This window comes from Streptomyces sp. NPDC048337 (assembly GCF_043201175.1).
Taxonomy (GTDB): domain Bacteria; phylum Actinomycetota; class Actinomycetes; order Streptomycetales; family Streptomycetaceae; genus Streptomyces.
Genome location: NZ_JBICYR010000002.1, coordinates 583,690 through 595,912, shown reverse-complemented (window position 1 = coordinate 595,912; position 12,223 = coordinate 583,690). Strand labels below are relative to the sequence as shown.

At 72.6% G+C, this 12,223-nt stretch carries 10 protein-coding genes; 5 read left to right on the top strand and 5 right to left on the bottom strand.

The window, feature by feature from the left end; all coding sequences use genetic code 11:
• Positions 1-131: 131 nt before the first annotated feature.
• The gene (locus tag ACGFYU_RS05730) at positions 132-1,493 is read right to left on the bottom strand and encodes an FAD-dependent oxidoreductase (protein WP_393825963.1); all 1,362 of its coding nucleotides are present in this window, start codon (positions 1,491-1,493) and stop codon (positions 132-134) included.
• A 231-nt stretch (positions 1,494-1,724) separates the two neighbouring features.
• On the opposite strand from ACGFYU_RS05730, the gene ACGFYU_RS05725 reads away from it, so the two are divergent.
• Together ACGFYU_RS05725 and ACGFYU_RS05720 are read left to right on the top strand one after the other, a co-directional pair.
• Entirely contained in the window at positions 1,725-1,916 is a 192-nt protein-coding gene (locus ACGFYU_RS05725) for a DUF5302 domain-containing protein (protein WP_393825962.1), read from the top strand.
• Between the two features lie 172 nt (positions 1,917-2,088).
• Positions 2,089-2,496 (top strand): rodlin, encoded by a 408-nt coding sequence (locus tag ACGFYU_RS05720; RefSeq protein ID WP_393825961.1) that lies wholly within the window; start codon positions 2,089-2,091, stop codon positions 2,494-2,496.
• 37 nt (positions 2,497-2,533) lie between these two features.
• On the opposite strand, the gene ACGFYU_RS05715 is transcribed toward ACGFYU_RS05720, so the two are convergent.
• The 3 genes from ACGFYU_RS05715 to ACGFYU_RS05705 all read right to left on the bottom strand — a co-directional run bounded on the left by ACGFYU_RS05715 (position 2,534) and on the right by ACGFYU_RS05705 (position 8,444).
• A complete protein-coding gene (locus ACGFYU_RS05715; protein WP_393825960.1) occupies positions 2,534-5,323 on the bottom strand; it encodes an AAA family ATPase in 2,790 nt (929 codons plus the stop codon).
• 210 nt (positions 5,324-5,533) lie between these two features.
• Positions 5,534-7,297: a S8 family serine peptidase gene (locus ACGFYU_RS05710; RefSeq protein WP_393825996.1), complete on the bottom strand. Its 1,764-nt coding sequence runs from the start codon at positions 7,295-7,297 to the stop codon at positions 5,534-5,536.
• Between the two features lie 388 nt (positions 7,298-7,685).
• Positions 7,686-8,444 (bottom strand): DUF1838 family protein, encoded by a 759-nt coding sequence (locus ACGFYU_RS05705; RefSeq protein ID WP_393825959.1) that lies wholly within the window; start codon positions 8,442-8,444, stop codon positions 7,686-7,688.
• A gap of 179 nt (positions 8,445-8,623) precedes the next feature.
• Here ACGFYU_RS05705 and ACGFYU_RS05700 point away from each other — a divergent pair, with 179 nt between their 5' ends.
• From ACGFYU_RS05700 to ACGFYU_RS05690, 3 genes are all read left to right on the top strand, one after another.
• On the top strand, positions 8,624-9,619 hold the full coding sequence (locus tag ACGFYU_RS05700) for a DUF1996 domain-containing protein (protein ID WP_393825958.1): 996 nt from the start codon (positions 8,624-8,626) through the stop codon (positions 9,617-9,619).
• 92 nt (positions 9,620-9,711) lie between these two features.
• Positions 9,712-10,323: a sigma-70 family RNA polymerase sigma factor gene (locus tag ACGFYU_RS05695; protein WP_393825957.1), complete on the top strand. Its 612-nt coding sequence runs from the start codon at positions 9,712-9,714 to the stop codon at positions 10,321-10,323.
• Positions 10,320-11,042 carry an anti-sigma factor family protein gene (locus tag ACGFYU_RS05690; RefSeq protein WP_393825956.1) on the top strand — a complete coding sequence of 241 codons (723 nt, stop codon included), beginning with the start codon at positions 10,320-10,322 and terminating at the stop codon, positions 11,040-11,042. The genes ACGFYU_RS05695 and ACGFYU_RS05690 overlap by 4 nt, the downstream gene beginning before the upstream one ends.
• A 415-nt stretch (positions 11,043-11,457) precedes the next feature.
• On the opposite strand, the gene ACGFYU_RS05685 is transcribed toward ACGFYU_RS05690, so the two are convergent.
• Positions 11,458-12,189: a hypothetical protein gene (locus ACGFYU_RS05685; protein WP_393825955.1), complete on the bottom strand. Its 732-nt coding sequence runs from the start codon at positions 12,187-12,189 to the stop codon at positions 11,458-11,460.
• Positions 12,190-12,223 lie beyond the last annotated feature (34 nt).

The following is a 12,223-nucleotide window of genomic DNA, read 5'->3' as shown; positions in this document are numbered from 1 at the left end:
CGCTCACCCGCCCTTTTGCCCCCCCCCCCCCGCCGGGGCCCCCCCCCCCCCGCCCCCCCGCGGGGGGGCGGGGGGCCCCCCCCCCGCCCCCCCCCCCCCCCCCTCCCTCCTGCGCCTCGCGCCGCTTCCGGCTAGGCGCCGCTGGCGTCGAGCATGTCCTCACGCTCGACGATCTTCACGCGCTCGCGGCCCTGGGGCTCGCCGAGGGCCTTCTCGGCCGCGTCGAGCCGGTGCCAGCCCTCCCACGTCGTGTAGCGGACGGCGCGCTCGGCGAGGAAGGACTCCACGGCCTCCGGCGCGGGCTCGGCCGGCGTGTGCAGGCGGCCCTCCGCGTGGTCGGCCAGCAGGTTCGCGACGGTCTCGTTCGCGTCGCCCTTGGTGTGGCCGATCAGGCCGACCGGACCGCGCCGGATCCACCCCGTGACGTACGTCGACTGGAGGTGGCCGCCGGCCTCGATCACGCGGCCGCCCTCGTCCGGGACCGTGCCCGAGTCGACGTCCCAGGGAAGCTTGGGCAGCTCGTCGGAGAGGTAGCCCACGGCCCGGTACACGGACCGGACGTCCCAGTCGGTGAACCGGCCGGTGCCCTTGACGTTGCCGGTGCCGTCGAGCTCGGTGCGCTCGGTGCGCAGGCCGACCACCTTGCCGTCCTCGCCGAGCACCTCGGTGGGCGACTCGAAGAAGTGCAGGAACAGCTTGTGCGGGCGCTCGCCGACGTCCCGGATCGCCCAGTTCTCCAGGGTCTTGGCGACCATGTCGGTCTGCTTGTTCTTGCGGCGCTCGGCGATCGAGCCCTCGTCGTAGTCGATGTCCTCGGGGTTGACGATGACCTCGATGTTCGGCGAGTGGTCCAGCTCCCGCAGCTCCATCGGGCTGAACTTGGCCTGGGCCGGACCGCGGCGGCCGAAGACGTGCACTTCGAGCGCCTTGTTGGCCTTGAGGCCGTCGTGGACGTTCGGCGGGATCTCGGTCGGCAGCAGCTCGTCGGCCGTCTTGGCCAGGATGCGCGCGACGTCGAGGGCGACGTTGCCGACGCCGAGCACGGCGACCTTCTCCGCCTCCAGCGGCCAGGTGCGCGGGACGTCCGGGTGGCCGTCGTACCAGGAGACGAAGTCGGCGGCGCCGTAGGAGCCTTCGAGGTCGACGCCCGGTATGTTCAGCGCCCGGTCGGCGGTGGCGCCGGTGGAGAAGATCACGGCGTCGTAGAAGGAGCGCAGCTCGTCGAGGCTGATGTCGTTCGGGTAGTCGACGTTCCCGAAGAGACGGACCTGCGGCTTGTCGAGCACCTGGTGCAGGGCCGTGATGATGCCCTTGATCCGCGGGTGGTCGGGGGCCACGCCGTAACGGATCAGACCGAAGGGCGCGGGCATCTTCTCGAAGAGGTCGATGGAGACACCGGGCTCGGCGGCGGCCTCGGACTTCAGCAGCGCGTCGGCGGCGTAGATCCCGGCGGGGCCGGCACCGACGATTGCTACTCGCAGAGGGCGAGGCATGGCAAAGGTTCCCTTCGAGCGACAGCAAGATGGATCAAGGGAACCCTAAACGAAGGCAAACCTAACCCGGCACCCGGTATCGGGTTATGACCCCATCAGTGGATCTTATGACCCTCCAAAGTCATCCTTGGGGATCGGACGTCCCCCGACGCCGCCGAGCGCACGGAACTCGCTGGTCAGCGCGCACCCCAGCTGACAGACTGAAACGGCTTGACCACACCGGGAGGACACATGGCAGACGAAGCAGGCACCCCGCAGGACGAATCACCGGCCGATGAGGCCAAGCGCAAGTTCCGGGAGGCGCTGGAGCGCAACGCCGCGAGGTCCCAGTCCCAGCAGGCCCACCAGAGCCGCGCCAAGGTCCAGGGTGCGAGCAGCGGCCCCGGCGGCAAGAACAAGAAGGTCCGCCGCAAGACCGGCTGACCCCCGGACACGAGGTGCCCGGTCCCGCCGTCACGGCGGCGGGACCGGGCCGCCCCGTCGTGTTGGGCCACCCGGGTGAGAGGGGATAACCCCGCGCGTCGCAGGCAGTTGATCAGCGCGTCCCGCCGAGGGCAGCCATCACATGCGACAGAGCGACAGAAGGATCCCCCACATGTTCAAGAAGTTCATGGCCACCGCCGCGGTCACCGCCTCCGTGATCGGTGTGGGGGCTGCGGCCGCCACCCCGGCCATGGCGATCGGCAACAACGACGGCATCAAGACCGTGAACGGGAACGGCGAAGCGCAGATCTACGGCAACCAGGAGACCACGGGCCCGCTGAGCCCGCAGGCCAGCCTGGTCCAGGGCACCCTCAACAAGCTCTGCGTCGGCCTGCCGGCCAAGGTCAACGCCCAGTCCCTCCTGCTGATCAACATCGGTGTCCAGGACATCGACGTCCTGTCGAACCCGCAGGACCAGCAGTGCGCCGAGAACTCCACGCAGGGCAAGGGCGACGAGGCCCTCTCGCACATCGTGGACAACATCCCGGTCCTGTCGGGCAACATCTCGAACGGCAGCTGACCCGCACGGTCCTCCCACTCCGCGCCGGCGTAGCCCCCTACGCCGGCGCGTTTCCGTGTGACCGGGCCAGGGCCGTGGCCAGTTGGGCCCGGGAGCGGACGTCGAGCTTCTGGTAGATACGGGTCAGTCGTGACTCCACCGTCTTGACGCTGAGGAACAGCTTCGCCGCGGCCTCCTGGTTGCTGGCCCCCTGGCTGACGAGCAGCGCGAGGCGGGTCTCCGCCTCGGTCAGGGCCGCCATGGCCGCCACTTCCGGGCGGCCGGCCGCCTCGCCTGGAGCCGGCTCCCGGGCGAGCTCCGCCCACGGGGCGGCTCCGGCCCGTTCGAAGACCCCGGCCGCCGCCAGCAGGGCGGCGCGGGCCGGTGCCCTCCGCCGGCGCCGGCGTTCCACGCGGGCGAGTGCGAGCAGGGTGCGGCCGCGCTCCAGCGGCAGGCCCAGGAGCTCGAACCGCTGCGCCGTGGCCTCCAGGAGGCGGACCGCCTCGTCGGCCTCGCCCTGGGCCGACAGGCACAGGCCCCGGGCCCGGTCGAGGGCGGCGACGACCCCGGTGCGGCCGAGGCCGCGGGCCACGGTCCGGACGGAGTCGATCAGCCGGCCGGCCTCCTCGGGTGCGTCGGCGGCGACCAGGGCCTCCGCGAGCTCCCCGTGCCAGCGCAGGATCGAGGGGTCCACCACCTGCTGGGCGGCCTCCAGTTCGGCGACCCGGCGCAGGGTGGCGACCGCCTTCGACGCCTCGCCGGTGGCCAGTTCGACGAGGCCGAGCGCGTGCAGGCTGCGGGAGAGGAAGACCTGGTCGTGCTCCTCCTGCGAGGCCTGGATGCCGCGCCGGGCGTATCCGGCGGCGCGGGCGAAACTGCCGCCCATGACCTCGGCCATCGCGGCGACGTACCAGGCGGGGCCGGGCGAGAGACCCGCCTCGATGGTCAGTTCCAGGGCCCGGCGGGCGCGGGCGGAGGCGGCCTTGCAGCGGCCGCTGCGCAGTTCGACCTCGGTGATGCTGCGCAGGACCTCGAAGACGTCCTCGGCGGAACCGGTCCGCTGGACGGCGGGCAGCAGGACCATCAGCTGATTGCGGGCGTCGTCGAGCCGGTCGTCGAAGAGGGCGTGGCGTACGGCGAGGTACTGGGGCGCGTTGCGCATGCCGAGCGGCACTTCGGGAGCCGGGAGGGCCAGCGCCTCGGCCAGGATGGCCTCGGCCCCCGGGTCCCCGAGGATGCGGCCCATGCGGGCCCGTACGGTCAGGGCCATGGCCTGGGCGACCTGGTCGCCGCCGAGTGCGGCGAGGGCCCCGGCGCGGGCGGCGGCGTCGCGGGAGCGGACGGGGTCACCGTCGCTGAGGTTGTGCTTGGTGGCGATCCGCAACTGGACGGCGGCCTGGAGGGAGGGGTCCCCGGCGGCCTCGTCCATGGCGTACGCGAAGGTCTCGTCGAGGGTTCCGATGGCCTGCCCGGCGGCGTCGATGACGGCGAGCCTGGCCCGCACCCGGTCGGCGGGAGAGGCGTCGCGGGCCAGGACGGCCCGGGTGGCGAGGCGGGCGAGGTCGGCGCGGCCGGCCCAGCCCGCGTCCTCGGCGGCGGTGACGAGCCGGGCGAGTTCCTCGCCGGCCAGGTGGGACGGCGTACGTTCGGCGGCGAGCAGGCCGAGTTCGGCGGCGAGGGCCCGCTGGCCCCGGCGGCGGCAGACCGCGGCGGCTTCGGTGATCTCCGCGGCGAGCCACTGGTCGGGGGTGTCCACGGCCAGCGCGCGGTGCCGTACGGCCTGCACGGGGTCGTCGACGGCGGCGGCCAACGCCGCGTGCCCGGCGGCGCGTTCGGGCCAGCCCGCGTCGGCGGCGAGCGCGGTGGGCAGGGCGCCGGCGGTGAACTCCACGGTGCCGTCCTCCCCCACCCGCACCAGCGCGGCCCGTTCCGCCTCGGCGAGCTCCGCCTCGGCGTCGGGGCGCCCGGCGCGGCGCAGCAGGGCGGTGGTGGGGCGGGTGGCGAGGGCGGCGAGCAGCAGGGTGCGGCGGGCCTGGGCGGGGGCCTCGGCGAGGAGCCGGCGGGCGACCTCGCGGGCCTGTCCGGAGACGGGCAGGACGTCGGCGTGGTGGGCGCCGCCGTCGCGGGAGCCGGCGGCTTCGGCGAGGGAGTGCCCGAGGGCGAGTGCGAGGCGCGGGTTGCCGCCGCTGGCCTGGTGGATGCGGCCGGCGAGACGGGCGGGCAGGCCGTGGCGGACGAGGAGTTCGGCGACCTCGTCGGCGCCGAGCGGGGGCACGCGTATCGCGGGGGTGCCCGTACCGCAGAGGGGTTCGCCGACGGAGGTGCCGCCCTGGACGCATTCGGCGACGAGGACCCGGACGCGGGGCGGGGTGAGGCGCAGGGCGAAGCGGAGCAGATCGGTGCTCTCGGCGTCGAGCCACTGGGCGTTGTCGAGGACGAGGAGGACGGGGTGGCGGGCGGCGAGCGTGCGGAGCACCTCGACGACGGCGAGGCGCAGCGCGACGTGGTCGCGGCCGGCCCGGGGGGCGTCCGCCTCGCGGCGCAGCAGGGCGATGGCGGTGCGCTGGGGGCCGGAGAGCCGTTCCAGCGCGGCGCAGGGGACGGAAGCCAGGAGGGCGGCGGCGGAGGCTTCGGGTATCCACTGGTCGGCGGCCTCGGGGGCGAGGCGCAGCACGGTCTCGCGGCGGGACCCGGCGGCGGCCGCGACGGCGCGGACCACCTCGGTCTTGCCTGCTCCGGCGGGTCCGGTGAGCAGGGCGCGGCCGTGCTCGGTCAGGGCACGGTCGACCGCCCTGATCAGTTCGCCCTGTCCGACGCTCGTGTCGGCGTGCCCCGTCGCTGCCCCCACGCACAGCCACCAGCCTTCCGGTCCCCAGCTCCTGTGCCTTTCCTGTGACGCGACAATACGAGGTCGGATGCCGGGTGGGCCCGCATTGTGACGCAGAAATCAGTCGGATGACAGGAAAAGCCGTCGGACCTGCCGGTACGAGGTGTACCGGCAGGTCCGCGGGGTCTGTTGGTCCGTACTATCGGCCCGTCAGAAGGCTCACAGGAAGGCTCAGAAGGTGAGGTTCCAGGAGTTGATGTAGCCGGTGTCGCCGCCGGCGTTGTCGTTCACCCGGAGCTTCCAGGTGCCGTTGGCGACCTCGGAGGAGGCGTTCACGGTGTAGGTGGTGTTGATGTTGTCCGTGCTGCCGCCGGCACGGTTGTGCACGGTGTAGACGGAGCCGTCGGGGGCCACCAGGTCCACCTTCAGGTCACCGATGTAGGTGTGCACGATGTTCACGCCCACCTTGAGCGTGGCCGGGGCGTTGCCGGTCACACCGCTGACGGTGATCGGGCTCTCCACGGTGGTGTTGTCGCCGATGGCCACGTCCGCGGTGTTCTCGAAGACCGGGGTGGTCGGGGTCGAGGTCACGGCGGTGAGGGTCGCGGCCGCGTCGGCGAGACCGGAGCCGCAGCCGCCGGTGCAGGTGCCGGCGAGCGGGCGGGCGTTCGCCTTGATCGCCGACTCGACCTGGGCCGGGGTCAGCGAGGGCTTGGCGGCGACCATGAGCGCGGCGAGGCCGGCGACGTGCGGGGCGGCCATGCTGGTGCCCTGGTACGGCTTGTAGATCTCGGCGCCGGGGGTGGTGGTGCCGGCGTTGAGGGTGGAGAGGATGCCGTTCTCGGGGGTGGTGACGGTGCCGGGCGTGTCGGTGGCGCGGCGGGTCTCACCACCCGGGGCGGCGATGTCGATGATCGAACCGTAGTTGGAGTAGAAGGAGCGGTCTCCGGTGCGGTTGGTGGAGGCCACGTTGACCACGTTGGCGCAGCTGGCGGGGGAGAAGCCGCTGGCGTTGGCGTTGCTGTTGCCGGCGGCCACGACGACGGTGGTGCCGCGGGCGACGGCCGCGTTGATGGCGTTCTGGTAGCTGGTGCCGCAGGAGCCGGAGCCGCCGAGGCTCATGTTGATGACCTTGGCGGGGGTGGCGTTGGCCGGGACGCCCGCGACGGAGCCGCCGGACGCCCAGGTGATGGCGTCGACGATGTCCGAGGTCATACCGCCGCACTTGCCCAGGACACGGACGGGCTGGATCTTCGCGTTGTACGCGATGCCCGCGACGCCCTGGCCGTTGTTGGTGGCGGCGGCGATGGTGCCCGCGACGTGGGTGCCGTGCCAGGAGGAGTTGCTGGCGGTGGAGCCGGTGCCGCACTCGCCCGCCGCGCTCCAGTCGCCCTGGTCGGCCGGGTTGCTGTCGCGGCCGTTGCCGTCACGGGCGGCGGTGGAGTCGGAGATGAAGTCGTAGCCGGCGACGATGTTCGGCGCGACGTCCGAGTGGGCCACGTAGCCGGTGTCGATCACGGCGACGGTGACACCGGAGCCGGTGCTCTTGTCCCAGGCGGCGGGAACGTTCATGCCGGCGGTGGGCTCGAAGAGGTCCCACTGCTTGGCGTACTCGGTGTCGTTCGGGGTGACGGCCATGGCGTAGGCGCGGGTGTCCGCCTCGACGTAGGCGACGTCCGGGTCGGCCTTGAACTGGGCCATGACGTTCGCGGCCTCGGCGGGGGCGGTGGTACCGCCCAGGCTGACGAGGGCGGCGCCGGTGCCGAGGCGGCGGTCGAACTTCGTCTTCTTGCCGGCCTTCTTGCCCTTGGCGGCGGCGTCGGTGGCGGCCGCGGTGTTGGAGCTGGCCTCGGAGGCGGAGGCCTTGTATCCGACGATGAGGTTCTCGACCGGGGCGGCGGGGGTGGCGACCGAGACGGCCGGAGCGGCGCCGGGGATCTCGGCGGCCAGGGCCACGGAGGCGGTGGCGGAGCCCGCCAGCAGGGTGGCGGACATGGCCACCACGGATATGAGCCTTCGTCTGGATGCGTGCACGGTGTTCCCTTTCGCGGGCCGCTTCCGGGCTGGCCGGATCGGCCGGTCGGTGCAGTGTGGGAGGTTTCCGGCGGCTGTGGAACCGGGGCGAGCTGGTCGAACTCCCCCCGGCGCCACCGCGCGCCACGTTGTCCCGGCCGCGACGGCGGGGCAGGGCAACGGCGGTTCCGGCGATTCCCCGGGCAGCGCGGCATCACGCCATGTGGGGTTGGCGCGTTGGCCGCTGACCTGGGGAAGATCGCCGGTGGGCAGACAGTAGGCAACGCGGAGATGAACCGGATACGGGGAAAACCCTTGTCCGCCCCCCTGACGCTGCCCTGGGGGATCCTAAGGGGGGTGTCCGGCGGCCCTACCGGCGGGGTGGGAACAGCTTGCGGTGGTACGTCCAGCTGGTCTCGTTCGGCTCGCTCCACTTCTCCGGGGCATGGGCGAACTCGGGGTTGCGGTCGGCGATGTACGCGCGGGTGCGCTCGGGGACCTCGGCGTAGGAGCCGAGTTTGCGGCCCCGGCAGTGGAAGGTCAGGCCGCCGGGGCGCTGCCCCCGTTCCATCCAGGGCAGCCACGGGGACATCCGCGTCCAGGACATCGTCGAGGGGACGCTCGGGGCGTCGGTGGTGAGGGCGGCCGTCGGAGCGAAGAACTGGAACAGCTCCAGGGCCCGGTAGGTGTCGTCGGCCGATTGGTCCGGATAGTCCGCAACCGGCAGCGGCGAGGGGTAGGCCAGCGGGATCTCCAGGCTGAAGCAGACCTGGTCGCCCAGCTCCGTCACGGGGACGGGGACGGGGAAGGGCCGCCAGCTCTGGTTGGCCGGGTCGTTCCAGACGTGGACCACCGGCTTGTCTCGCCAGGTCTCCGCGATCTCCCGGGTCCGGGGGTCGAGGTAGAACGCGGCCTCCCTGGACAGCAGCCGGTATCCGCCGGATTCCTCGTCCTCGGTCAGCCGGGCGACGTTGACCCCTTCGAAGCCGAAGAGCCGCTCGTAGGGCTCCCCCGGGGCCCAGGAATGGACGTCACCGGTCCACCAGAACGTCACCTCGGCGCCGTCGAGCGAGGCGCGGGTACGGGCGAAGGCCTGGAGGAGCTCGGCCGGCGTCATGGCGGATGTCATAGGCCGTACTGTGCGGGGCGGCCGCCCGGTCGGACAAGCGGGCGCACGGCCAATCCGCCCGCCGCCGGGGCCGGTTCGCGACGCCGGGACCGGCATGCGGACGGGGCGGTGACCGGCCTGCGGACCGGCATGCGGATGCCCGGTTGACGGCGCTGTCGCCACCGGCAACCGTGACCGCCATGGGGAACCGACGCCGACTGCTCGCTCTCGTCATCTGCCTGGTCCTGGGCGGCGGGCTCACCGCCGCCGTACTGGGGGCCTCGCGGGCGGCCTGGCCGCAAGCGGGGGCGGCGGCCGCCGGCCCGGCCCCTGCCGACTACGTGGACATCCGCACGGTGCCGCGCACCCCGGCCGCGCCCCCCGCCGGCCCCGACGCCTCGGCCGGCTCGGTGGCGGTGGCATGCGGACGGGGCGAACAGGGCCACTACAACGAGGACAACCTGGTCGTCTCGCCCGGCCTGCGGTCCGGCGCCCACCACACCCACGCGTACGTGGGGAACCTGTCCACGGACGCGATGTCGACCGACGCCTCCCTGGACGCGGCCGCCACCACCTGTACGGGCGGCGACAGGTCCACGTACTACTGGCCCGTGCTGCGCCGCCCTGACCGGCCGGGCATCCACCCGCACGAGAGCGCGGCGGGCCACGGCAACGAGGGCGAGATCCTGCCGGAGGCCTCGGTACGGGTGGAATTCCGCGGCAGTCCGGCCGGCAAGGTGGTGCCGATGCCGCGGTTCCTGCGCGGGATGACCGGCGACGCCGTCGCGTTCACGGCGGGCGGCGACGCCGACGTCCGGGCCCGCTGGGGCTGTTCCGGCTCCCCCGACCGCTCCACCACGAGCTACCCGCGCTGTCCCGAGGGCGAGCGCGTCACCCGCACCCTGGTCTTCCCGAGCTGCTGGAACGGCCTGGACACCGCGAGCCCGGGCCACCGCTCGCACCTGCGCTTCCCCGGCGCGGGCGGCGTCTGCCCGCAGGACACCTTCGCCGTGCCCGAATTGCGCATCTCCCTCGCCTACGAGGTCCCCGCGGGCGCGGCCATCGCGCTGGACTCCTTCCCCGAGCAGCGGCACAGCCCGCGGACGGACCACGCGATGTTCGTCAACGTGATGACCGACGACCGGATGGCGGCGGTCGTCGCCTGCCTCAACGAGGGCCGCGCCTGCCGCATCTGAGCGAGATGGGAGTGACGTACGCCACATGAACCGGGGCCGACCGGGCGGCGTGTTCCGACCGCACCACACAAGCGGAGGACGGAGAGGGTGAGATGGCCGGACCACTGTGGCCCCGCGCTCGGCGGGGCTCGACCGACGAGGCACTGATCAAGTCGGTGTACGAGGAGCACGGTCACGCCCTGCTCGCGTACGCCACCCGGCTGACCGGAGACCGGGCCGCCGCCGAGGACGTCGTGCAGGAGACCCTCATCCGGGCCTGGCGCCACTCCGAGGTCCTGGTCAACGGGAAGGGTTCGGTACGCGGCTGGCTGCTGACGGTGGCTCGCAACATCATCACCGACCGCTACCGGGCGAAGGCCGCCCGCCCGCCCGAGGTCTCCGGGGACGCGGCCGCTCCCCCGGTCGAGGCGGACCACGCCGACTCCGTGGTGGACAGCATGACGGTCCTGGGGGCCCTCGACCAGCTCTCTCCGGAACACCGGGACGTGCTGACGGAGTTGTACTACCGGCAGCTCAGCGTCGCCGAGACCGCCGACCGCCTCGGCATCCCCGCGGGAACGGTCAAATCGCGCTCGCACTACGCGCTCAAGGCCCTGCGCGAGGTCTTCCGGGACAACAGCGCCGGGGACCGGGGATCCAGAAACGGCAATCGATCGGGCAGGCCGCCCCAGCAGCCCGCCGCACTGCGTGAGGTGGTGGCATGAACCGGCAGCGGCACGAGGAGGAACTGCTCGGCCCGTACGTGCTCGGCGTCCTGGACGAGGACGAGGTCCGCCGGGTCGAGGAACACATGAGCGGATGCGTGCGGTGCCGGGAGGAGGTGGCCGCGTTGCGCGAGATGGAGGCGGCACTGGGCGAGGTGCCCGAGGAGGCGTTCCTGGACGGACCGCCGCAGGGCGGGGACCTGCTGCTCCAGCGGACCCTGCGGGAGATGCGCGGCGAGCTGGCCGGTGCCCGGCGCCGGCGTGCGGCGCTGGTGGGACTGGCCGCGGCGGCTTCGCTGGCCGCCGTGTTCTGGGTGGGTACGCAGCTGGGCGACGGCGATCCGGGGTCGGTCGCGCTGCCGTTGCCGTCCCCGACGGTGTCGGCGACCCCTTCGCCCCCGCCTGCCGGGATCAAGAAGGGCTCGGTGACCGATCCGGCCACGGGCGCGCGGCTGACCGTACAGATGACCCCTGCCGCCCGGTGGGTCCGGGTGCACGCGGCGGTCACCGGGGTGCCGCCGGGCGAGCGGTGCCGGCTGGTCGTGCTCGCCAAGGACGGTACGCGCACCACCGCCGGCGGCTGGGTCGTGGGCAGCCAGGAGAACGGCGAGGGCAAGGGCGCCGCGCTGGACGGCTCGGCGGCCGTGGACCCGGCGGACGTCAAGGCGATCCTGGTCGAGAACGAGGCCGGGAAGGCGTACGTGTCCGTACCGCTGTGAGCACGTGAGAGGTGAGACGTGAGACGTGACGGAGCCCGGGAGCATGTCCAGCTCCCGGGCTCCTGCTTGCCACCCAATTGCGCACACCGGCGGCGTTTAAGAGTCGCGGATCATTCTTAGATCGCCGTGTTCTGCCTTTGAACTACCGCGCCACGAGAGAGGCGCAGGAGGGACTTGAACCCCCATCCGTCGATGATCGTCCGCGCTCGGTCGATCCGGTGTTCGGCGGCGAATACTGAGACTGGAGCGAGAATCTGAGATTTACGGGGCCGCCTCTGCCAGGCTTGGGCCACCCCGGCTCGTAGTGCCGGGGGAGGGATTCGAACCCCCAACTGACACCCCTGTTCAGCTTCAACATCAGTTTCAGCTTGCGCTCTCGCGCACCCCCCGCACTCGGCGGGGGGCGATCACGGGGCTACCCGAACAGGTAGCCGAACACCGCGTCCCCGACCCGCTGGTCGGTGACCTCGGTGCCGTTGGCCTCCTCGCGGGCGAACTTGACCGCCTGCTGGAGCTTCTCCACGCGGTCCAGCAGCTCGTTCACGCGACGGGCCGGAAGGGCGCCGGAGAACTTCACCGTCGTCCAGTAGCCGACGGCGACGTCCTCGTAGTAGACCTCGACCTGAGCCGGGTGCTTCTCGGTTGCCTCGGCCTTGACGTGGTTGCGCGGCACCTTCTTGGTACGGATGGTGCGGACCGGGTCCGTCCGCCAGGAGTCCGTGGACGGGTCCAGGCTCCACGACTCGGAGGCGTCCAGCACCGGCAGCTTCCGTACGAAGGTGTGCATGTCCGTCAGCTGCTTCTCCAGGAAGAGCAGGTAGGGAACGGGCACCTGCGCCAGCAGGACCCTGCCGTCCACGACGACGTCCGCGGCCGCCGTGCGGTTCGCCCAGTCCTTGGTCGCCGTCACGTCGAACAGCCGCGTCAGGGTCCCCGCCGTGGCCCGCAGCACGTCCTCCGCCTTGACCTGCACCCGCGTGGACTCGGGCGGCAGCTGCTCGCCCTCCTCGTCCTTGGGCTGGTAGGTCCGCGAGATGCCGGCCAGCAGGGCGGGCTTCTGGACGTCGTGGTGAGCCTGGGTGAGCTCCTGGAGGGACTTGGACTTGACGCCCTTTTCCACTGCGATGATCTGATTCAGCTTCGGCACGCGATGAACCTAACAGCAGCCGGGACGACCGCAC